The sequence below is a fragment of the Nitrospira sp. CR1.1 genome (genome assembly GCA_014055465.1).
Classification (GTDB): domain Bacteria; phylum Nitrospirota; class Nitrospiria; order Nitrospirales; family Nitrospiraceae; genus Nitrospira_A.
In genome coordinates, this window is sequence record WIAF01000020.1 from 1 (window position 1) to 22,822 (window position 22,822).

Here is a 22,822-nt window from a genome sequence, read left to right on the forward strand (position 1 = left end):
GAACAGGTCTGACAGGCCAAACAGCGATTGATGTTGAACACAAAGGCAAACTGCCACTTCGGATGCCGCTCCTCGTAGGGATACAGCATCTTCCGTCCCAGTTGCCAGTTATAGACTTCTGGCATTGTGAATCCTCCTTCTGAACATGATCATGTAGTTAATGGTTCGCATTCGTTTCAAGCACCGAGGACGAAGTGCCGAGGGATAAGCCCCCAGACCGTGTACCTCTGTCCTAGACCTTGATCTTGATATGTTCACCCTTAAGCCACTTGATCATGAACTCGTTTTCCTGGCCCGGTGTGAAGCCGGTCCGGACTGGTTCCCACGGCCCACGGGCTCCGATGCCGCCGTCTTCCGCCTTGGTGATGCGGATCAAGCATTCCTTCGGAACCGTGTTGATGCCGTGGTGATCGATGGCATAGCCCCACTTGAACTTCCAGGCAATCGTGTGTTTGCCGGGGAGTGAGTCGGTCTGGTGCATCGGCATCAGCCAGTTTCTGGTAAACGACTGTTGGGCGCCGTACCGGAAGTTGGACTGATAGCCGGTGTCCACCGCGATGGCGCGTCCGTCTGGCCGCGTCTCGTGGCCCTTCACCGACTTCGCCGTGGCGACGTACGGCGCATGCTTGGCCATCGTGACGTGGTAGGGATACGCCGGGTTGTACTTGGCCCGGATCATCAGACGGGACACCTTATAGAACGGATCCGAGGGCTTCCAGCCACGATAGGGCCGGTCCACCGGGTTACCGTCGACAAAGACGTAGTCGCCGTCGTTGATGCCGCGGTCTTTCGCCGCTTGCGGGTTGATGTGCAACTGGTGTTCGCCGACACCCGGCGTCCGTTTGTCCATGCGGTACGGATCGCCGAAGTTCGACTCATAAATCTGCACCCAGTCGTTCACCGACCATTGGCTATGCACCCGGTGCCGGGTCTTGGGCGTGACGCAGTAGAACTGGTAGCCCTTTTCCCACAACGGGTTCGGATGCCGCTTGATTTCCGCCCACGGCAGCTTGATGTTCCGCACGTGCTTGTCATCATGGTGCTGCGCGGTGATCGGAATACCGTAGTCATCCGGCCGAATGAACGGATTGTTGGAGAAAATCGCATTCGGCAGATACGGCGTACACTCCGGGCCTTCCCGGTGGACGATGAAGTTTTCGCCGTACTCGATGGCTTCCGGCTCGACACGGTAGGTCTCGATACGACCCGACCGCGTCCACTGGGGCTTGGACTCGTTGGTCTCTTCCCAGAGCGGATGCCGCGGATAGGTGCGGCCCATGACCATCCACCCCTTTTCCGACTTCAACATGACGTCCGCGCTGTACCCGTAGCAGGTGGCGCTGGCATCCAGCATCCGCTGCGGATAGACATCGACGCGGTTCATGTACACGAAGTGGAAGACGCCGCGGAAGCGCGCATCCCCGGTCATTTCCGCCAACTTGGCGGCGACGCCGGCGAAGGTGTCCGCATCGTTGCGGGTGTCGTACAGCGGACGGATGCCGCCCTTCCAGATCTGAATCCACGGATTGGAGACCGTGCCCGTCATTTCCGGATAGGTAAACTCCATCCACGAGTTACACGCAAACGCCACGTCGGCATGGTTGACGTCCGAGGTCATCTCGATGTCTTGCGTGACGATCATCTCGATGTTCGGATCGACGTTTTTCACCATGTCATAGTGGTGTTTGGCGTTGTTCAGAATGTTCACGTTGGTGACCCAGCGGACTTTGCTGGGGCTCGGCATGTGGGTCTTGCCGGTGAACACCTTACGACCGTACTTCGGCGTGTTGACGATCAAGGCCGTATCACCATGGTTCCAGTACCCGACTTCTTCACCATAGTAATAGGAACGAGTCTTGATCTCTTTGCCGTGCGCATTCGCATCCAAGGTCAGGTTGAACGGATCTTCGCCGGTATGCACCGCGAGGCCCGCGCCGGACCAGGGCACGGCGTTCCAGATGCCGGCCTTGTAGTTGCCGGACCAGGTATGGCAGCCCGTGCCGAATTTGCCGATGTTGCCGGTGATGGTCATAATGAACGCCGCCGCCCGTCCCATTTCCGTCATGTGGAAATAGTGGCAGACGCCTTCGCCGTTATGCATCGCGGCCGGCTTGATCGTGCCCGAATCCCGTGCCCACCGGACGATGAGGTCCTTCGGCGCGCGGGTGATCTGGTGAGTGGTATCCAGGTCATAGTCCTGGAGGTGCACCTGATACATCTGATAGAGCGGCATCACGTCGATTTCCCGGCCATTGAGCAATTTCACCCGATGGGAGCCGGTCAACGCGGGATCAATGCCGCTGGCCTTGAAGTGGAAGCCCACTTGCTCCCGGTGCAGCGGGACCGCTTGGCCCTTCGCCATGTCCCAGACCATCATGCCGCCGAGCCGTTCGATTTGCTCCGGCTTCAAGGACTGGATCCGTCCCGAATAGCTCTTGGAGAAATCCGGGAACTTGTAGTCGGCCAGCACGTCGCGTGGATCGAGATACTGGAGCGTATCCGTCCGAATGAGCAACGGCAGGTCGGTAAATTCCTTGATGTAATCGATGTCTTGCAAGTTTTCATCGAAGATGATCTTTGCAGCACCGAGGAAGTTCGCACCATCGGTCTCCGGCCGCAACGGAATCCAGTAGTCGGCGCGGTAGGCCGTGGGGTTGTACTCCGGCGTAATGACGACGATACGCGCGCCGCGCTCGATGGATTCGAGCTTCCAGTGCGCTTCCGGCATCTTGTTCTCGACGAAGTTCTTGCCCCAGCTGGTGTTCAGCTTGGAGAAGCGCATGTCGGAGAGGTCCACGTCGCAATTCTGGGTCCCGTTCCAGAACGGATGGGACGGATCCTGGTCGCCGTGCCAGGTGTAGTTGGAGTAGTACTTGCCGCCTTGCGCCTTTTCGGCATCGACTTTGCGGATCCAGGAATCGAGCAACGGCAAGCAGCCGCCGTTGAACCGGGTGTTCATCATCTTGCCGATGATGCCGAGAACCGGCATGCCGGCGCGATGCTTGAAGGTCCGCACGCCCGCGCCCTTCATCATTTCGATCATTTCCGGCGCATACCCCTGCTCGCGGAGCCGACGGGCTCCGGCTTCTCCGCTGTAGCGCGTCGCGATGATCACGGCGCCTTTGGCCACATAGGTGAAGGCCGTATCCCACGACACCCGGTTGAGGTCGTCCAAGAAGCGGCTGTCGAACTTGTACTTGCGCTTCACGTCGGGCGTCAGCTCGGGGGAGCCATCGTCCATCCACTGCTTCCAGCCTTTCCGCATCAACGGCCCCTTCAAGCGATAGGGTCCGTACACGCGGCGGTGGAAGGTGAAGCCTTTCAAGCACATGCGCGGGTTATGCGCGAACGTCCCGCGGTTGCCATAGAGGTCTTCGTAGGTCTGGTGGTCGTAGTTCTGTTCCACCCGCATGACGACGCCGTTGCGGACGAAGGCCCGGACGCGACAGCCGTGCGTGTCGTTCGGGGAACAGCACCAGGTAAAGGATGAATCGTACCGGTACTGGTCGTGATACACACGCTCCCAGGACCGATCCGGGTACTCACCCAGCGGGTTGCCCACCTCGATGACCGGCTGCAGCGCGGTCAGTGCGAGGACTTTGTCCGCGACGGCCACGGCCGCCACGGTGCCCGCTGAAATTTTGAGAAACTGTCTCCGTGAAACGGAAACCTGCATAATAGCTACCTCCTTGTGAGGCACATGAGTCCCTCATGCACCTGTTCGTACAACCTCACTACACTCACGTGGATGCAATCTCGTCTGGTGTACCCCCTTTCCTTGTGTCGAATTGGAAACATTCGCCCCTCACAATTCGAAATTGTCGAGCGGACATTCGCTCGCGGTAGAGGAGTATTACAATTCACGTGCCGTCGCGAGGATTGCCGGATGCCGCGCCGGAGAGATGTAACGGCTAACTAAATGCATGAAAACAAGTAGTTGTGTGGTGTGCCTGGTTGGTAGAAAGGGAAGGAAAGAATGTCAGAATGAGTAGGGTCAGGAACTGCTGACACGTGGCTGGTTTAATAATGTAAGTGATTGATTTGTAATGCTAAAATATGTCTGGAAATGCAGACGGCAGCGCATTGTGTGTTAAAGATTAGTAAAAACAATGACTTGTGCCTCAGTGCCGATATTGTGTGTCATATTTTGCTGACACTATTATTTTTCGTCTTTGGTGTAACGGCGCATAATCTCATGGAAGTAGGAGCGGGGCAGTCCGGCGTCTTGGGCGGCATGCGTCACATTGCCCTGATGGATACTCAGTTTGGTGGAGATATATCGTCGGTTGAAAGCTTCCAGAACCTGTTCTTTGGCTTTGGCGTAGGGCAGATGCAGATAATCTTCGTCAGAGGTTTCATGTTGTCGTTCGTCGGGAACCGCCAGCATACCAGCCACATCCGCAATGCCGATGCGATCGCCTTTGGCGAGCATGACCGCGCGCTCCATCACATTCCGAAGCTCTCGCACATTTCCCGGCCACGGATAGGCAACCAATTCTGTCACGGCCGAGGGATGGAGATCGTCCACCCGTTTTGTAAACTCCTTGGCATACCGGGCGATAAAGTGCCGCGCAAGAACGGGAATGTCCTCCGTCCGCTCCCGCAGAGGCGGCACACGGATGACCATGACGTTGAGACGAAAAAAAAGATCCTTCCGGAACTCGTTCCGCTTCACCTTCTCGGCAAGGTCCTGGTTTGTTGCGGCCACAAACCGGACATTGACCTTCCGTTGCTGGGTGCTGCCGACCGCCCGGACTTCACCGGCTTCCAGCACTCGTAACAGCTTCGCTTGGAGATTGGCAGGGAGATCGCCGATTTCATCCAGAAATACGGTGCCGTGACTTCCTGATTCGATCAAGCCGGTTCGGTCGGCGACGGCGCCGGTGAATGCGCCCCGGACGTGCCCGAAGAGTTCGCTCTCCACTGTGCCTTCCGAAAAGGTTGTGCAATCGACAACCTGAAACGGGCCGTCGCTATCTAGACTTCGCTCATGAATGGCTTTCGCAATCAGTTCCTTGCCCGTGCCGGTTTCTCCGATGATCAGTGTGGTGGAGGGGACCCGCGCGATGGCTTCAATCATAGCCATCACGTTTCGGATCGCGGGACTCACGCCGACGAGGTTTTTGAACGGAATGCGAGGTGCGGCGGGCTCATCGGGCGTGTCCTGCAGAAGAATCTCCGACATGCGCATGGCCCGATGAATGCGGGCCGCCAGATCCATGGTGTCGTATGGTTCCACGATATAGTCGAACGCGCCGTGACGCATCGCATCAATGACAGTTTCCGTGGCGTCGACCCGGCTGAGAATGATGACCGGGATACGCCGATTCAAATCCTGGACTTGCCGAAGCAGTTCGATACCGCTCATGCCCGGCAACCGTACATCGGCGATAATGAGATCGATCGGCTCTTGCCGTACACGTTCGAGTGCGCCCTCGGCCGTGGCGTTGAGTACGAGCGTCACCTCATCGTCTTCATGACGCGGCAGCTCGTGCTCCACCGTGCGTAAGAACAGATCTACGTCTCCCGCGTTATCTTCCACAAGCAGGATCGTGAAGGTTTTTGACTTAGTGCCTGACATGCGTGTCTGTTCCGGAACCACGTCCAATCCGTTTACATCATGGGGTTAGAGGGGGGCGCATCTCGATGCGTCCCTGAGTCGGCCTTCGATGTCTGCCGTGAATGGCCGTCATCTCGTCCGTATCTTAGGAGGCTAGGGCGAAGCAAATCAACCAGGCGGTCCATTCCCATGAACAGACAGTCTCTTGATACTATTTCGTGAAAATCAGCATGTGGTAAGCCAGGAACACAAGCAGGTGGATGATCACGGCCAGGAAGGCAGAGGAGGAGCCATTCGGCGACGGCACGAGCCGCATGAGGCGGTGTATTCCGATTCGGAAACCGCACGAGAGTCGACTCCGGCTGATTCGGTGTGGCGAGCGGCAACTAGATCATGCAGGCCTGGAATCGTGTGCGCGCTGACTGTGCGTTCAGGCGCTGCCTTTGAGCCCGATGATCCCGAGTACGATACAGAGGAGAGAAAACACTTTGACGATCGAGACGGACTCCGCGAAGAGCACAATCCCTAACACGGCGGTACCGGCCGCTCCGATGCCGGTCCAGACCGCGTACCCCGTTCCAACTGGAATACTTTTTAAGGCCTGAGCCAGGAAGCCGAAACTAGCGGCCATAGCGATTAACGTCCCCGTCGTCGGCCAGAATCTCGAAAACCCATCTGTATATTTGAGGCCGATGGCCCAGCAGATTTCAAACAGTCCGGCCACGATCAGAAATGTCCACGCCATTCAGGTCACTCTCTCGATATGTTGTAGGGGGGATGGAGGAGAACGCCAATGTGCACATAAGTGACGACTTTTCCTGAATACGCACAGTACAGGATCACCCGCGCAAAGAAACCTCGGCATTTCACTAGGGACATCGGGAGAATGGGCGGATGAGATTAATGCCGCTCCGCAATCGGGGCCGGTGTGTCCGGCCGGTCGAACCATTGATAGAGCACAGGCAGGACGATCAACGTCAGCAGCGTGGAACTGACGAGCCCTCCGATCACGACGATGGCCAAGGGGCGTTGCACTTCCGACCCGATCCCGTGGGACAGTGCGAGCGGGAGTAACCCCAGCAATGCCACCACGGCCGTCATCAAAACCGGACGCAAGCGCAGGGAGCAGCCGGTGACGACGGCTTTCTCTCCGTCCATGCCTTCGGCACGGAGCTTGTTGATATAGGAAACGAGGACGATGCCGTTCAACACGGCCACACCGAATAGATTGATGAACCCGACGGAGGCCGGCACGCTGAGGTATTCGCCGGTCAGCCACAGGGCCGCGATGCCGCCGATGAGGGCGAACGGAAGGTTCAGGATGATCAAGGCCGCATGGCGCAGGGAGTTGAACGAGGAAAACAGAATCAGGAAGATCACGCCGATCGTGAGCGGCACCACGATCTTCAATCGAGCCATGGCTCGTTGCATGTTTTCGAAGGAACCACCCCACTGCAGTCGATAGCCGGTAGGCAGCGGCACCTGTCGCGCGATCTTCGTCTGGGCCTCGTGCACGATACTTTCAATGTCGCGCCCGAATGTGTTGAAGCCGACGTAAATTCTACGTTGCAGGCCTTCCCGGCTGATCAGCGCCGGCCCTTCGCGCAACTCCACCTTGGCGATATTGCCCAGTGGAATCAGCGCCCCGGTTGGGGTGGTCAGGAGAATGTTTCCGATTGTGTCCACGCTGTCGCGGTATTGTTCGGGGTAGCGCAGGATCAGGTCAAAGCGGCGTTGGCCTTCATAGACGCGCGTCGCCGGGTCCGCGCCGATCGCCGTCGTAATGATTTCGCGCACGTGCGCGACGTTGATGCCGTGCCGGGCAATTTGGCCGCGGTCGATGTCGATCGTCAGATAGGGCTGTCCGAACAACTGTTCCACCCGCACGTCCTTCACGCCCTCGATGCCGCTCATGATGGCCTGGATTTTATCGGCCGTGCCGCGCAAGACGTCCAGGTCCTCGCCAAGGACCTTCACGGTCGCTTCAGACCGGACTCCGGAGACCAGCTCGTCGACCCGTTGCTGAATCGGCTGACTGATCAGGAAATTCGCCCCAGGAATACGTTGGAGCCGGCGCCGGATAGCGTCATCCAATTCGGCTTTGGTGGTGGCGGTTTTCCATTCATCCATAGGAACGAGCGACACGACCGGATCGCTGGAATTGGGTTCTTGGGGGTCGTTACCCAGTTCGGTGCGCCCGATTTTGGAAACCACCATCCGGGCTTCCGGGAACTCCAGGATCGCCCGCTGCATCTCCTTCTCGATCTCGATGGATTTTTCCAGCGAGATACCGGGCAGACGGATCGTCTGCGGTGAGACCGAGCCTTCGTTGAGGATCGGAATGAACTCACCGCCGAGAAAGGGAAACAGCGCCAGACTGGCGGCTAACAGCACCAATGCCGACCCAAGGACCAACATGCGATGACCAAGCGCCCAGCCGAGAGCCGGCATGTACGCGCGCTTGATCCAACGCAACAGCAGCGTATCTTCCTCCCGGGCATCCTTGAGCACCAGGGAACAGAGCACCGGCGACAGAGTGAGGGAGAGGAGCAGGGAAATCAGGAGCGCGATGATGATCGTATAGGCCAATGGCTGAAACATCTTCCCCTCCATGCCCTGGAGCGAGAGGATGGGGAAGAAGACAATGATGATGATCAGGATACCGAAGACGACCGGCTGTCCCACTTCCATCGCAGCCCGCAGGATCGTCGTCACGGTTCCTCCCTGCGAGTTCCGGTGTTCCGATAAATGCCGGTAAATGTTTTCGACCACGACCACGGAGCCGTCGACCATCATGCCGATGGCGATGACCAATCCTCCCAGCGACATGAGATTGGCGGTCAGCCCCACGCGGTCCATGACGATGAAGGTTGCGAGCGGGGTCAACAGCAGAGTCGCCGTGACGATGAGGGCGCTCCGGACATTGCCGAGGAAAAGAAACAGGACGACGACGACGAGGAGCATGCCTTCCAGCAACGCCTTATATACGGTGCCGAGTGCGGCGGTGATCAACTCAATCCGGTCGTAAAACGGCACGATGCGGAGTCCGTCGGGGAGCAATTTGTGCGCGTGGATCTCGTCAATTTTCGTTTTGACGGCTTGAACCACCTCCCGCGCGTTCCCCCCGCGGAGCATGAGCACGATTCCGGTCACGGTTTCCTGTTGGCCGTTGATCACTGCCGCGCCATGGCGAATCGCGCTGCCGATGCGCACTTCGGCGACGTCGCGGATATAGACCGGCGTGCCGCCGACTTCTTTCACGACGATCTGCTCGACATCCGCCACGGTCTTGATGAGCCCGACGCCTCGAACGATATAGCGCTCGGAATTTTTCTCCAGAATGTTTCCGCCCGCATTGGCATTGTTCTGTTCGACTGCCGTGAAGACATCGTGCAACGCCAGGTTGTATTTCCGCAGAAGGCCGGGATCCACCATGACCTGGTACTGTTTGACGAAGCCTCCCAACGAGTTCACGTCCACGACATCCGGGAGTCCCTTGAGCAGCGGACGGATCAGCCAGTCCTGAAGCGTGCGCCGATACATCAGCTCGGATTCCGGAATCTGCACGCCGGTCGTGTCGTCCTGGGGGCCCTTGAGAACATACTGGAATACTTCGCCGAGACCGGTGGTGTTGGGGACCAATTGAGACAGGGAACCGGGGGGGAGTTGGTCTTGTACTTCCAGCACACGCTCCAGCACGACCTGTCGCGCCAAATAAATATCGACGGAGTCTTCGAAGATGACGTCGATCATCGAGAGGCCGACCTTGGAGAGCGAGCGCACCTCGACAAGGCCGGGGGCGCCGGTGAGCTGGAGTTCAAGGGGAAAGGTGACGAAACGTTCGATCTCTTCCGGGGAGAGTCCCGGCGCTTTGGTGACGACCTGAACCAGAACCGTCGTGACGTCGGGAAAGGCATCGATCGGGATCGTCTCGAAAGCATAGAGTCCGCCCAGGGCGAGCGCGATGGCGACGACGACGACCAGGACACGTTGGCGGAGAGCCAGCTGCAGCAGAGACGCTACCATGTCGTCAGATCTGCGATCCCAATAACTCGGATTTGAGCACGTAGGATCCTGTCACGACGACCGCCTCCTGGTCTTCGACGCCGCCGAGCACCTTGATTTCTTTCCCATTCGAATCGCCGAGCTGAACGGGCCGTATTTCGAAAACCCCCGGCTCGCGCTGAACGAAAACGAACGGGCGATCCCGGTCGCGCTGGATAGCCGATTCCGGGATGAGCAACATGTTCGGTTCCGGATCGGAATAAACACGGACCGTGGCGTACATTTCGGGCTTCAGTTTCCGCTGCGGGTTCGGCAGTTCAAGGCGGAGCCGCATCGTGCGGGTGGCGGGATCAAGCACATCGCCGACATAGGTGATACTTCCCTGGAATGTCTGGTCGGGGTAGGCCGAGACATGCACTTCGACCAGTTGGCCCGTACCGGTCTGGTCGGTCCGGATGTACGGAATGTCCTTTTCAGGAACTTTCGCGGTCACCCACACTTCAGAGAGGTCGGCGACGACAAAGAGTTTTTCCGTCGTTTCCACGACTTCTCCCTTGGTCAGATTCCTCGCGATGATACGGCCGTCGAAAGGGGCCACCACCGGAACATGGGAGCGGATGGTGTGATTCCGATCCAAATGTCGCAAGTCTTCCTCGGTCAGGCCGAGGAGAAGCAACCGATCGCGTGTTTCCCGTTGTTCGGCTCGGAGACTGATCATTTCTCCTTCACGCCGCTGGGATTCCGCCAGACCGATGACCTTTTCCTTCAAGAGCAGTTCCGCCCGACGAAAGGCCCGATCGGCGACATTCAATTTGGCCGTCGCCTTGAGGTAGGCGGACTGCGCCATGCCCAGCTCGCTGCTGTAAAGGAGCGCCAAAAGGGTGCCGCCTTTCACTTCCCGGCCAAGATCCGCATACACATCAATGACGCGGCCGCGAACGAGAGTCGTAATTTCGGCGAGCGCATGTTCGTTAGGTTCCACCGTCCCGGGAAAATCCCGAAAGGTCCGGAACTCTCCGCGCGTGAGCGGTTGCACGGTGATGCCCGCTGATTTCACTTTGTCGGCCGTCAAGCGAATCAGACCGCTTTCGGCGGGGGCGACAGGCGGATTTGCGCCCGTGGCGTTCGGGGGTGGGCCATCGCATCCTGACACGGCGTGCAGCATCATGAGGAGGAGCGCGCCCGCGAGGGTCCTTCTCCGTGTGGGTTGAAGCAACGAAATGCGAGTGTGGCGATCAGGACCAACCGCGGCCATTACAGCGTGCCTCCCACCGCTCGCTCCAACAGAGCGAGCGATATTGAAAGATCAAATTGAGCCTGGGCATAGTCCAGCAAAATCTGGCGCTGCACACGTTGGGCGTCCAGGACTTCGATGAGACTCGAGGCGCCTTGTTGAAAACTAAACTTGGCGATTCGGAGAGCTTCCTCAGCCTGGCGCAGGAGTCCCTTTTCATAGACCTCAATCAAATCCGCCGTCGTTTTTGCATCCTGAAAATGCTGGCTGATATTCCGGATGAGTTCATTGCGCGCCCGAAGAAATTCGGCCTCGCCCTTCCGCTTACTCCCGAAGGCCGAAATGATCTCCCCTTGCCGGCGATCCCACACGGGGGTTGGAAATGAGACCCCGCCGGTAAACGCTTCTCGCCCGATTTCCCGCCAGTAGCTGCCCCCGATGGTGATGTTCGGCACGCGGGCCTGCCGTTCGAACTCCAGACTATGGTCGGCCTGCTCGACGGTCTTTCGCAACCGCATGATCGTGGGATGGTCCGCCAGCGCGCGTTCGGTGAGGATGTCGATGCCGAAGCCGGGGCCGATTCGGTGTAATTGGCCGTCGATGGCATAGCTGTGGCCGAGGGAACCGGCCGTAAGCGTATCAAGCATCACTCGGCCGACGCGCAGGCGGTTGTTGGCCCTTGTGAGCGATTGCTTAGCCTTGAGCACTTCCACTTCAGAGCGAATCGCTTCGAACTGCGGACTTTCTCCCAACCGCACCCGTGTGGTGACGGCCCGATGCACGTCTTCGATGGTCGCCAGGTTTTGTTGCGCGAGTGTGAGATCGCGTTGGGCCAGGAGTAGATCGTAGAACGCGACTTTGACGTCGGCGATCAGATTCAGCCGGGTTTCCGCCAATCCGGCTGAAGCGCTGGCGACGCCTGCTTCTGTGGCGCGTTGGCGCGCGGCGCGTTTGGACGGCCATTCGATCGGCTGCCCCACGCTCAGGTTAAACTCAGTGAGCGATTCACGCACCGCCGGATCGAACAAGCCCAGGTCCCTCATTTTGCCGCGGCCGCTATTCGCGTTGACGGAGGGATTGATGTAGGTATGGGCGGCGACCTGTTGCCCGCGGTGTTGTTCGATGGTCCCTTCCGCGCTCGCCACGGTAGGGTTGCGCGACAATGCCAGGTCCAACACGGTGGCCATGGAGTAGACCGGTTCGGTCGTAGCGGACGGCATGGTCGAAGGGGAGGCCGCCCAACCTGGAACCGCGCAGGGCCAGGCCATCACGGACAGCCCCATCACCACACAAGTGATGGCCATGTGGCGGATGAGGGACGCGGGCAAAAGATCGGCCCTTCCTTTTGTGAACCGAATCTGACCGAATCCCGTGTGCACTGATGACTGCCTGTTCGTGGCGATGCCGCAGCCTTCCTGTTTCTGCCGGGTCTGAGCCCTTCGGTATCGGTGAGTGTGTTTCGTGCTCGACATGTCTTCCTCCGCACCGACTTGCGCCATCAGCCGTGGCAGCTCCGCACTCGCTGCCTACGGCCGCTGAATTAACTACCGTATCAGCTTGAAGGCCTGAAGTCTAACAATCGCCGCGTGATGTGAGGGATTCAGCGGAGAGCGGAGGCCAGGTCAGTGGTTCCAGCGAGCAAACAGCCTGTGTGGCGATAGGAGGGGACTCCCGATGACTCGCACTCTAGCGAGTCCAGTACTGTGTGACCTACGGAGCTGACCTGGCGTCAACACTACCCGGCGCGTCGGTCCGGATGACGCGCTCCGTGCCACCGACAGCGTGCTTGTGGTTGGGGGCGGGCGCAAGAAACTCCTCTCCTCTGCCGGCCGGCAATGCGATTCGGGAATGCTCTCGATCGGTCAGCGTTGAGTGTGCCCGCATCGGTAGAGGAGCCGGCATTCCACGGCTCGGAATCTGTTGCGCAATCAGTTGATCGACAATAGCGCCACCTCGAACGACTCTCTGGGTTATGTTTCATTGATAAAACGATCCTTCTTTCCCGCCCGGCGCGCGTCACCATCTACGGATGGTCTTGCGTGAGGCGCCCATAGAGTTGCGTGCACTGCGGACAATATCCGTCGGCAAAACTGAGATCGTGAGAAGCCAGGTTGTGTTTCTGGATGAAGGTCGGCAGATCAGACCATGCCGCCGAATCGCTCCCGCCAGCCCGCTTGTCTTCAACCCGCCAGCAGAATTGACATCGTGTGGCTGTGGGGCTCATGGTCCCGTTCTCCTGCAGAAGCTTCGGGGGCCGGCGGACCCGCGTGTAGTCCAGCTTCGCCAAGTGGTACTACCTTAGCGAATGTCGCGCAGACTGACAACTAGGTGATGTCCTAGGTTGATGGCGGAAGCGCCGGCTGCGACGGGTTCGAAGTGGCGGGACTTCGAAGAGGCTGTCGCTAGGCGGATGTCAGGCCGTGGGCGAGCGCGTATTTCGTCAACTCAGCTGTGGTCCTGAGATTGAGGTGAAAGATGATCTGCGCCTTGTGAAACTCCACGGTTTTCGGGGAGATATTTAAGAGCGCAGCGATTTCTTTAATGGTCCGTCCTTCGGCAATGAGCTGCAACACTTCGCGTTGGCGCGGTGTCAATTCCTGCCGTTGCGCGAAGAGGCCGGATTGCCCCCCAGACAGACCGCTCATAATATCTCGCGTCAGGAGCGAGGTCACAAAATACTGTCCCTTCAAGACCGCATCGATGGCCTGGTCCAGCTCTCTGGCGGCGGATCGTTTCAGGAGATACGCGGAGGCGCCGGCTTTGAATGCTTCGCTCACATACGCTGGATCGGCATGCATCGTCACGAAGATCAGCCGCACGTCGGGGAGTAATTTTTTGAGTTGGCGGCCCGCATCGACCCCGTTCAACAACGGCATGGAAATGTCGAGCAGAATGAGGTCGGGACGCAGCTGCACAGCGGCTTCAAGCAGCGCTCGGCCGTCTTCGACGGCTCCCACGACTTCGCAGCGTTGTTCAACGATTCTCCGGAATCCTTCCAGCACCAGGGTATGGTCGTCGGCCAGTAGTACTCGAGGTGGCGTAGTCATACGGAAACCTCCGTGCGGGGAACATGGATTGAGAGACGGGTGCCTTGCTGAGGGATCGAGTCGATGGTCACACTGCCATGAACCAGGCGCACGCGTTCCGCCATACTCACCAGGCCGAGGCCTCGTGGATTGTCGACCACCTGCTGCGTATCGAATCCGACGCCGTCATCCTGGACGGTGAGGGTGATCCCGTCAGCGGTCGATGCCAGGGAGACGCATGCCTGAGAGGCCTGGGCATGTTTCACGATATTGGCGAGGCATTCCTGGGCGATGCGATAGAGACAGGTGGACACCGTCTGGGGAATGGCCTTCGGTGACACAGGGATGTCGAGCGAGATGGCAAGATTCGAGCGGACCGCGCACTCATCGATGAGCCGCTGCAACGCCACGGGAAGTCCCAGATCGTCCAGTATGGACGGATGGAACTGATAGGCCAGATGGCGAACGTCGTCGGAGAGCTCAGTGAGCCGGTCCTGAATCGAACGGAGTTCTTTGCTGCAGCCGACGGCGGAGGCGGGAAGATTGGCTTCCAATGATTCGGCTTGAACAACCAGCATGGCGAGACGCTGGTTGATATCATCGTGAAGATCTCTCGAGATGCGCCGGCGTTCGTCTTCCTGGACTGTCAGGAGGCGGGCCGCGAGGTCGCGGAGTTCCTGCCGGCTTGTCGCGAGGGCCTGTTCGCTGTTGCGGAGAAATCCTTCTGTCTGGATGTGTCCGGATATTTCCTGCAACAGACTGTGGTTGACGTCGGCCAGTTCCTTCGTCCGGGCATTGACTCGCCCCTCCAACTCATTCTTGGCCTCGCGCAATTCAATCTCTGCCCGCTGGCGCTGTTGCAGGAGCATTGCCGAGATCCAGACGATGATCAGGCTGAAGAAGCGATTGCCGACACCCACCCACAGGGGAATCGACTCGTGCTGAGGGCCTAACGCCGCGCCGGCAATAATCAGTGGTGTGGCGGCTATCGCGGTGAGGAACGGCAACCGCGGATTGGACGAGGCGGCGGCCAGGATGACGATCCCCGCATACAGCGCTCCGACGGCGATGCCGAGGGGCAGAAACAGATCAACGGCGAATAGCGCGCCGCTCAGTCCGATGATGACGGCGAGAATGGGTTGTGTGTGATCACGCATTCCGGACCTGCTGCTTCCCATTATCCATGTCCGGCTCTATCGGTTCAATGGCAGCACGCCCGACGCACCGTCGTCGGGCTACTCATGCTCCATCTGCTTTTTCAGCCGCCGGTCCAGGGCGAAACGGGTCAATCCCAGATGCTTGGCGGCCAACGTTTTGTTGTGGTCCGACAGACGCACGACTTCCTCGATCAGCGCCGACTCGATATCCGCCAATGTCTGCTGACCCAGCACCATCTCAATGCGAAGCGAGGGATGTTCACCTTGGGCCATGGCCACCGCCACATGTGTCGACGCCTGGTCGCGAAGCTCGCGCGGGAGAGAGCCGGCGGTCAGGGTTTTGTCGTGACAGAGAATCATGGCCCGTTCGATGATATTGTGCAGTTCACGAATGTTGCCGGGGTAGCTGTACCGCTGCAGCAGTTCTTTGGCGTCGGGGTCGATGTCGACGACGTCTTTCCCGAATTCCTTCCCGAAGCGCAATATCGCTTGCATGCAGAGCGGAAGAATGTCTTCCGCGCGCACCCGCAGCGGCGGGAGCTCAAAGGTGACGACGTTCAGGCGGAAGAACAGGTCCTCACGGAAGGTGCCGCGGGCCGTGTCTTTCTTGAGGTCGCGATTGGTCGCGGTCATGAGGCGAAAATCGACCGACAGATCCTCCGTGCCGCCTAAGCGCCGGAACGTCCGTTCTTGCAACACGCGCAGCAGTTTGGCCTGCATGGCCGGATCTAGATCGCCGATTTCGTCCAGAAACAACGTGCCGCCTTCGGCCTTTTCCAGCAGGCCGCGTTTTCGCTGGTGGGCCCCGGTAAAGGCGCCTCGCTCATAACCGAACAGCTCGCTTTCAAACAGCTCCTTGGGAATGGCGGTGCAGTTGACGGCCACAAACGGGCCGGCCGCGCGCGGTCCGTTACAGTGGATGACCCGCGCGAGAAATTCCTTCCCGCTGCCCGTTTCCCCTTGGAGCAAGACCGTTGATTTGGCGTTTTCCGCTACATCTCGAACCTGGCCGAGGAGCAGTTGCATGGCTGGACTACGCGCATCGATATTGGACAAGACGTAGGCGCTGTTCTGGTCTTCGAGCGCAAATTCGACCCGGTGGCGCAAGGCGAGGAATTCCAGGGCGCGATCGACAACGGGATCGACGCCTGAGAGATCGACAGACTTGATGAGAAAATCGTAGGCGCCCAACCGCATGGCTTCCACCGCATTTTCCACCGTCCCGTAGGCAGTCAACATAATGACGAGGGTCTGCGGAGCGAGCGGACGGATTTTCCGGAGCGCGTCGATGCCGCCCATGCCGGGCATTTTGAGGTCCAGCAGAATCAGGTCGGGAGCCTGCTGGGTGACGGCACTGACCAGGTCTTCCCCGGATTCAAATCCGGTCACGGTGTGGTGTCGGCGAGAAAGGCGTTTGACGATGGCGGAGCGAATCGCCGGTTCGTCATCCGTAACGTAAATCGTGGCCTGCATGATCTCCTTCTTCCTGCATTCGTTGCGGCTGTTGTTGCACGGGCGTCCATATGCGAACGGTGGTGCCGTGCCCCACCTCACTGTCCAGCGCGATGTCGCCTCCGTGCGCGTCGAGAATATTGCGGGAGATCGCCAACCCCAAGCCGGTGCCACGCGGTTTGCCGCTGGTGAAAAACGGTTCGAATACGTGCGGCAGATGACTTGGGCTGATCCCGCTGCCTCGATCCGTCACCGTGATTTCAAGCCCCGGCTCCACCCCGCGGGCCTGTTCCACCAGGGCCACGGTAATGGTTTCGCCCTGTGGAGTGGCCTCGATCGCGTTCTGCAGGACATTGAGCAACACCTGTTTAAATTGATCGCGGTCGGCCTGGATCATATACGGAGCGGCGGGAGCCAAAAGGCTAATGGCCGCCTGTTTCCGCGTCAGGGGGTCATCTAACACCTTGATCACTTCATGCACTAGCTGTGCCATGTCGAAGGCGAACGCCACGATTTCCCTTGGACGAGCATAGTCGATGATCTGATTGACGATCCGGTCCAGACGTTTCGTTTCCTGTAGAATGACTGCCAAATCGGGACGTCGCGGGTCCGCGGCGTCGGTGTCGTCGAGCAAGAGAGAGGTCGTTGAACCGATGCCAACAAGCGGGTTTCTGATCTCGTGCGCAATGCCTGCTGCAACCTGTCCCAGGGTTGCCAGTCGCTCCGCGCGGCGCAAACGGGTTTGCATGAAGTCGAGTGCGGTGATGTCCACGTTGAATCCCTGATACATAACGACCTGCCCCGATTGATCGCGAATCGGGATGCGCCGGCTCAAGACTTTCCGGATCGTGCCGTCCGCATGGAGAAACCGGAAGACGGTTTCGTACGACTGTCCAGCCGCCACCGCTTGCGCGAATTCTGCAATGATCCGGTCTCGATCCTCCGGATGAATGGCGCGCCGCACGGCATCGGGATCTTTTTCTTCGGTCGAATCGAGTCCGGCGAGCACGCTATTGTAACGATTGCTGAAGACCAGCGTCATCCCTCGGGTGGTGAAGATGCCGAAGGGCGCGTGATCGACGATGCTGCGATACTTGGCTTCCGAACCCGCCAAGTCCTGGTTGAGCTGGCGCAGGTTGCCTTCCGACTGTTGCAAGGCGGCAATATGGGACTGGATAGCCGAACTCATGGCGTGCATGACACGCGACAGATTGCCGATTTCATCCGTTCGCGTCATGACGGGAACCTGCGGGATCGGATTCCGGTCGGACGTTCCCACCGCTGTCGCCAGACGGGCCAGCGGTGTGGTGATGGAATGGGCGATGAGGTGCAAGGCCGCCACCATGCAGATCAAGGCAAAGAGCCCGCCGCCCAGGATGGTCATCAGCATCGTATCGCGATCCTGACCGATCTTCGCCAGTTTGGTATTCAAGGCGGTCTGCGTCAGGTGTTCGAATCGGCCCATGTCCTGCCGGATTTTCAACATCAGCGCCCGCCCTTTGCCTTCCTCGATATACTCTCGCGCCTCGTTAGGATGCTCGGCCTTCACGGCGTCGATCAGCAGCTCCTTCTCCTTGATAAATTGTCTGACCAGTTCCTGAACGGAGGCAATGAGCGCGCGTTGATCATCCTGTTGCGACACCTGAGCTTCCAATGTGCGGCCGATGTTCAGGACATGGTCCTGCGCGGTGCGATAGGGGAACAGGTAATGCTCCTGACTCGTCAGCACAAAACCCCGGAATCCCGTTTCCAGATCGACGATCAGGCGCAGGTATTCTGACGCCAGGCGTTGGGAATAATAGATGTCGTTCAATTGGCCTTCGTCGTCGGAAAACGTGGTGACGCTGCGATAGGTCAATATGCTGAGCAGCAGGACGGTGAGCGCGGGAATCACCGACGCAAGAAATAACTTGCGGGCAATGGGTAGGTTGCTTAATAGATCACTCAAGGTAGGCTCACTTTCCGTCGCTATCGTAGTCTGCACCCCCACCACTGTGCAACTTTGCCGCCTGATCGTGGTGTTGATTGATCGCTCCGGTCGATGACCATTCGGTTTGCCTGCGGACACCTTGGACTTCCGCTCAGGCGCTCCAACCCTGCCTTCCCGTAGAGCAATGAGCGATTTCGCACCGTGCGCCCGTGCGATCCCGCCCGGATGCAGGCTGCTTTCCTGATCGCGCAAACCAGTGAAACGCCCGCTAGTAGATGCAAGAAGTCTCATCTGTCGAAGCGACGTCCGCGCGTCGACGCGATTCTTCGCGAGGCATGCGCCTTGCTCAGGGTACTGTTGTCGGGTCTCGGGGACCGAGTCGGTGAATCGCGCGAAGTGCAAGGAATGGCGGACCGAACAAGGAGGAGACAATGGACTATGTGAAACCCTACGGCGTGGTGGAGAGTATGTTGGCCGGTGGCGCCCTCAAGTTGAGTTTGCCACCACGCCAGCTATTGCTGCGCGGCATGTTGGCCGGTGCGTATCTGGGGATCGGGACGAGCATGGCCGTCACAGTGGCCGTCGAAACCGGCTATTGGATCCTGGGAAGTCTGCTCTTTCCGTTCGGCCTGGCGTTGGCTATTCTGCTCGGCGCGGAGATCATCACGGGAAGCTTCGCGCTCCTCCCTGTCGCCGCGGCCGACGGCCAGAAAAACGCCGGACTGTCTCAGGTGTTTGCGAATTGGGGGTGGGTCTTCCTGGGCAATCTCCTCGGAAGCGTGCTCTATGCGGCGTTGTTCGCGATCGCGTTGACCACGGCAGGCGATGCGCCGATCAATGCGGTCGGCAATAAATTGATTGCGATTGCGCAAGCCAAAACCACCTACTACGCCTCACACGGTTCCGCGGGGCTTCTCGCGGCATTCACCAAAGGCATATTATGTAACTGGATGGTCAGTCTCGCCGTTGTCGCGGCCTACATGTCGACGTCGTTGCCCGGGAAATTTGTCGCGATCTGGGGCCCGACCCTCTTGTTCTTTTCGCAAGGGTTCGAACATGCCGTGGTCAATATGTTTCTCATGCCGGTCGGCATGATGCTCGGCGCGGACATCAGCCTCTCCACCTGGTGGCTCTGGAACCAGATTCCCGTGACGCTGGGGAATCTGGCTGGCGGCATGGTCTTTACGGGACTGGCGATCTATGCGGCGCATCGGACGACGGCCCCGGCCGCAGCTCAGGCTCCGGCTCAGCCCGTCAACGCCGGGAGCGATCAGGCCGGATATTCACCGTCGTATTAGAAGTGAGGACGCGTAGTCATGGGTGCGGTGTATTTCAGGCGATTACACGGATGGCGCTTCGTCCTCTTCAACGCCGTACTCGGCTTGTCGCACATCGTCGTGTTGTTCAATGCCGGCTCGTACATCGCCTTGTTGCCGCATGTATCGGGGGATCTGGGCGGGGTACTGCCCAGTTTTCTGACCTGGGCGCAAACCGACTTCATGGTCGGGCTGGCGTTGGGGTTTCCGCTTGCGCGGTACCTGTCGGGACGGATCGGCGACTACCGGCTCCTGATCGGCGCGTTCATGGTGTACAGTGTCGCCTCCTATCTGTGCGGCGACAGCCGAACGCTTGCGCAATTCGTTCCCGCGCGCATCGTGCAAGGTATTGCCGGCGGTATCACCCTGCCGATTGCCCAGTCCATGTTGCTCAACGAATATCCCAAACGGCTCAAGGCTGTCGCCTTGACCGTCTGGGGGCTCTTCAGCATCACCCCCTTCACCATCGGGATGCCGGCGGGGGGCTACATTGCCTACATGCTCGGGTGGCGCTTTCTTTTTTATCTGGATTTTGTGCTCACGCTAGTGATTGTCGGCACGTTGGGCGCCTTATTGTACGGCCGCGGATTCCATCGACGGTATGCTCGCTTCGACCTGGTCGGGTTTCTGCTGCTGGCCGTCCTGTTACTGGGACTTCAAACATTGCTCAACATGGGCAACGATTTCGACTGGCTGGACTCGCCGTTCCTTCAAGTCATCGCCGTGGTATTGCTCATCGCGTTTCCCTGTTTCATTATTTGGGAACTCGGGGAGCGGCATCCGACACTGGACCTCCGGCTGTTCATGCATCGCAATTTTGTCATTGGGGTCATCAGTCTGACACTCGGGTTTTTCTCAGTTCAGGGATTGTTGTCCCTTCTAATCGTACAGATTCAACTCATTCTGGGCTATTCGTCTAAGTTGGCCGGCCTGGCGCTACTGCCCTTGGTCTTGCTGAGCGCCCCGATCATCGCCGTCATGCATTACCTGTGTAAATATGTCGATGCGCGCTGGTTGGTCTGCCTCAACTGTCTCGGCTTTGCCTGGACGTTTTACTGGATCGGATTGTACGACGACCCGCATTCGTATGAAGAATTGTTCTGGCCGATGGTGGTGGAAGGAATTTTTCTGGGTTCCTTTTTCACCCCGATCACCGTGCTGACCTTGCACGGCCTTTCGGGTCCGTTACTCATGCGTGCGGCGGAAGTCGCCAATTTGTTGCGGGTCGCCGCCGGCGCATTTGGCATCACCTTTCAAGGCATTGTTCTGTTCCGGCGCATTCATTTCCATCAACTGCATTTAGCCGATCATTTCGGGGGCCGGCAGTCGATCTCGTACGATCCGATGGGGCAACTGGCAGCGAAGCTCCAGGCGGCTGGTTTGTCTCCCTCTGAAGCCCAGGCCAAGCTCGGCCTGGTGATCCGGCAGGAAGCGGCGATACTCGGCCTCAACGATGCGTTTCTCGTGGCCAGTTTTATCTTTATCGGACTGGGCGTTCTCGTCTGGTTCGCGCATCCGACGCATGTGCCCATCGCGTCCCGTCCTGCGGACGATCTGCGCGTGCGGCGCGCCGAGGAGTTGATTGAGGAGGTTCCATGAGATCGCGTTCAACGGCAGTGCGCCGGGTGCGAATCAGTTTCGGGATAGGCTGTGCGCTGCTCTTCGCGAGCTGCGCCTGGATTCCCAAAGGCGATCCTCCTGCACAGTATCTCGAACCGCCGGAAATGGCCGAGACGCTCGCCGAGGTCACAAGCCGGCTGCAGAATTGGCCAGAGGATCATTGGTGGGAACAGTTCGGAAATCCCGAGCTGAGCGGGCTGATTGAAACCGCGCTCAAGGACAATCCCGGGCTGAAACATGCGTCTGCCCGGTTGCGGCAGGCCACGTCGCTGGTGAAGGTGGAAGGCGCCCGCTTGTTGCCGTTCCTGGAAGCCGATGCCTCGTTGACCTATGAGCGCATCTCTCAACATGGGGTGTTCGCCGCCCTGAATCCCGAAGTGGCCGGGATCAAGATCATGTACGGCATCATCAACCCGCTCAGCTTCCGGTATGAATTCGATTTCTGGGGCAAGAACAGAGCCATGCTCGAGGCGGCTCTGGGCCATGCGGCCGCCGAAGAGGCGGAACTGGCCGAAGTGCGGCTTCGATTAACGACCGGTATTGCCCGCGCCTATTTCCGTGGGCAGGCTCTTCAACAGCAACTCGGCATTGTGAAGACGATTGTCGGCATCCGCCGCGATCTCAAGACCCTTGCGGAAACCCGGTTTCGCCTCGGACTCGACAATGATCAGCCGTTCAAAATCGCCGTGGCCGACTACGAGGCGGCGTTCAAGCGGCAAGCCGCCATCCGCGATCAATTGGATGTGCAGCGGCATTTGCTGGCGCGGTTAGCGGGCAAGGGGCCGGACGAGGCCTCTCATCTCTTTGCCAAGCCCGTGGTGAATATTCCCCGTCAGATTCCCGCGCCGGATCATTTGTCAATCGGCCTGCTGGTTCATCGCCCTGATTTGGCAGCCGCCTTGTACCGAGCGCACGCCGCCTCGCGTTTGGTCAGGGTGGCGACCACGCAGTTTTATCCAACCATCGATCTCACGGGGTTTGTGGGATTTAATGCCTTGACCTTAGCGAAGGGCACCGACAAGCTGGCGAATTTTCTCTTCAGCGGTCAAAGCTTCAGCTATGGTCTGGCGCCCGGCCTGCGGATGCCCTGGTTTGAAGGCGGCCGGTTGCGCGGTGAATTGGGCGCGCAGCGCGCGGAATACGATGCAGCGGTGGAACTCTACAACGATACGCTGCTGGATGCGATGCGGGAAGTCGCGGACAGCTTGAGCGCTTGGCAGACGACCAACGAGATCATGGCCTCCCACAAACGGTTGGTCGCCTCACTGGGCGAAGACTGGAAATTGGCGAAAGTACGGCTCGTCAACGGCCTGGACGATGATCGCGAAGTGCTGCGTCATCGGTACCCCGTGCTCGAACAGGAATATGCTCTCAGAGCACTGGAGAGCGATCAGTTGGTGGCCGCCGTCGATCTGATCGAGTCCCTGGGCGGCGGGTATCACAATCCGGACATCGAAAAGCGACCACAACACAACCCGAGCTAAATTTATGACCACCACTGCAGATTCGTCCCAGGTTCCTC

General features: G+C 58.9%; 15 protein-coding genes. 3 read left to right on the forward strand and 12 right to left on the reverse strand.

Translation table 11 applies throughout. The features are described 5' to 3' along the window. From GDA65_19965 to GDA65_20020, 12 genes are all read right to left on the reverse strand, one after another. On the reverse strand, window positions 1-125 hold a 125-nt coding region (locus tag GDA65_19965), incomplete at its 3' end, for a dehydrogenase (protein MBA5864961.1). Between the two features lie 107 nt (window positions 126-232). Next, on the reverse strand, window positions 233-3,676 hold the full coding sequence (locus GDA65_19970; GenBank protein ID MBA5864962.1) for a molybdopterin-dependent oxidoreductase: 3,444 nt from the start codon (window positions 3,674-3,676) through the stop codon (window positions 233-235). 483 nt (window positions 3,677-4,159) lie between these two features. Continuing rightward, complete coding sequence (locus GDA65_19975) at window positions 4,160-5,581, reverse strand: response regulator (protein MBA5864963.1); 1,422 nt, start codon at window positions 5,579-5,581, stop codon at window positions 4,160-4,162. Between the two features lie 409 nt (window positions 5,582-5,990). Beyond that, complete coding sequence (sugE, locus tag GDA65_19980; GenBank protein ID MBA5864964.1) at window positions 5,991-6,305, reverse strand: quaternary ammonium compound efflux SMR transporter SugE; 315 nt, start codon at window positions 6,303-6,305, stop codon at window positions 5,991-5,993. A 155-nt stretch (window positions 6,306-6,460) separates the two neighbouring features. Continuing rightward, window positions 6,461-9,586, reverse strand: a complete 3,126-nt coding sequence (locus tag GDA65_19985) for a CusA/CzcA family heavy metal efflux RND transporter (GenBank protein ID MBA5864965.1) — start codon at window positions 9,584-9,586, stop codon at window positions 6,461-6,463. A 4-nt stretch (window positions 9,587-9,590) separates the two neighbouring features. Beyond that, a complete protein-coding gene (locus tag GDA65_19990) occupies window positions 9,591-10,820 on the reverse strand; it encodes an efflux RND transporter periplasmic adaptor subunit (GenBank protein ID MBA5864966.1) in 1,230 nt (409 codons plus the stop codon). Continuing rightward, window positions 10,820-12,298: a hypothetical protein gene (locus GDA65_19995; GenBank protein MBA5864967.1), complete on the reverse strand. Its 1,479-nt coding sequence runs from the start codon at window positions 12,296-12,298 to the stop codon at window positions 10,820-10,822. Before GDA65_19995 ends, GDA65_19990 begins: the two co-directional genes overlap by 1 nt. 524 nt (window positions 12,299-12,822) lie before the next feature. Further along, a complete protein-coding gene (locus tag GDA65_20000; GenBank protein ID MBA5864968.1) occupies window positions 12,823-13,023 on the reverse strand; it encodes a hypothetical protein in 201 nt (66 codons plus the stop codon). Between the two features lie 178 nt (window positions 13,024-13,201). Continuing rightward, entirely contained in the window at window positions 13,202-13,846 is a 645-nt protein-coding gene (locus GDA65_20005; protein MBA5864969.1) for a response regulator, read from the reverse strand. Further along, window positions 13,843-15,003: a hypothetical protein gene (locus tag GDA65_20010; GenBank protein MBA5864970.1), complete on the reverse strand. Its 1,161-nt coding sequence runs from the start codon at window positions 15,001-15,003 to the stop codon at window positions 13,843-13,845. The genes GDA65_20005 and GDA65_20010 overlap by 4 nt, the downstream gene beginning before the upstream one ends. Window positions 15,004-15,060: 57 nt before the next feature. Continuing rightward, window positions 15,061-16,455: a response regulator gene (locus tag GDA65_20015; GenBank protein ID MBA5864971.1), complete on the reverse strand. Its 1,395-nt coding sequence runs from the start codon at window positions 16,453-16,455 to the stop codon at window positions 15,061-15,063. After that, complete coding sequence (locus GDA65_20020; protein ID MBA5864972.1) at window positions 16,427-18,382, reverse strand: PAS domain-containing protein; 1,956 nt, start codon at window positions 18,380-18,382, stop codon at window positions 16,427-16,429. Before GDA65_20020 ends, GDA65_20015 begins: the two co-directional genes overlap by 29 nt. A gap of 413 nt (window positions 18,383-18,795) precedes the next feature. Here GDA65_20020 and GDA65_20025 point away from each other — a divergent pair, with 413 nt between their 5' ends. From GDA65_20025 to GDA65_20035, 3 genes are read left to right on the forward strand one after another with little or no spacing between them, the layout of a single operon-like run. Continuing rightward, window positions 18,796-19,662, forward strand: a complete 867-nt coding sequence (locus GDA65_20025; protein MBA5864973.1) for a formate/nitrite transporter family protein — start codon at window positions 18,796-18,798, stop codon at window positions 19,660-19,662. An 18-nt stretch (window positions 19,663-19,680) separates the two neighbouring features. Then, window positions 19,681-21,279, forward strand: a complete 1,599-nt coding sequence (locus GDA65_20030; protein MBA5864974.1) for a DHA2 family efflux MFS transporter permease subunit — start codon at window positions 19,681-19,683, stop codon at window positions 21,277-21,279. Continuing rightward, window positions 21,276-22,784 (forward strand): efflux transporter outer membrane subunit, encoded by a 1,509-nt coding sequence (locus GDA65_20035; GenBank protein MBA5864975.1) that lies wholly within the window; start codon window positions 21,276-21,278, stop codon window positions 22,782-22,784. Before GDA65_20030 ends, GDA65_20035 begins: the two co-directional genes overlap by 4 nt. The last annotated feature ends 38 nt before the right edge of the window (window positions 22,785-22,822 follow it).

Coding starts and splice junctions, on each gene's coding strand:
- GDA65_19970 (MBA5864962.1), bottom strand. CDS start 3,676: ATGCAGGTTTCCGTTTCACGGAGACAGTTTCTCAAAATTTCAGCGGGC.
- GDA65_19975 (MBA5864963.1), bottom strand. CDS start 5,581: ATGTCAGGCACTAAGTCAAAAACCTTCACGATCCTGCTTGTGGAAGAT.
- sugE (MBA5864964.1), bottom strand. CDS start 6,305: ATGGCGTGGACATTTCTGATCGTGGCCGGACTGTTTGAAATCTGCTGG.
- GDA65_19985 (MBA5864965.1), bottom strand. CDS start 9,586: ATGGTAGCGTCTCTGCTGCAGCTGGCTCTCCGCCAACGTGTCCTGGTC.
- GDA65_19990 (MBA5864966.1), bottom strand. CDS start 10,820: ATGGCCGCGGTTGGTCCTGATCGCCACACTCGCATTTCGTTGCTTCAA.
- GDA65_19995 (MBA5864967.1), bottom strand. CDS start 12,298: ATGGCGCAAGTCGGTGCGGAGGAAGACATGTCGAGCACGAAACACACT.
- GDA65_20000 (MBA5864968.1), bottom strand. CDS start 13,023: ATGAGCCCCACAGCCACACGATGTCAATTCTGCTGGCGGGTTGAAGAC.
- GDA65_20005 (MBA5864969.1), bottom strand. CDS start 13,846: ATGACTACGCCACCTCGAGTACTACTGGCCGACGACCATACCCTGGTG.
- GDA65_20010 (MBA5864970.1), bottom strand. CDS start 15,003: ATGGGAAGCAGCAGGTCCGGAATGCGTGATCACACACAACCCATTCTC.
- GDA65_20015 (MBA5864971.1), bottom strand. CDS start 16,455: ATGCAGGCCACGATTTACGTTACGGATGACGAACCGGCGATTCGCTCC.
- GDA65_20025 (MBA5864973.1), top strand. CDS start 18,796: ATGGACTATGTGAAACCCTACGGCGTGGTGGAGAGTATGTTGGCCGGT.
- GDA65_20030 (MBA5864974.1), top strand. CDS start 19,681: ATGGGTGCGGTGTATTTCAGGCGATTACACGGATGGCGCTTCGTCCTC.
- GDA65_20035 (MBA5864975.1), top strand. CDS start 21,276: ATGAGATCGCGTTCAACGGCAGTGCGCCGGGTGCGAATCAGTTTCGGG.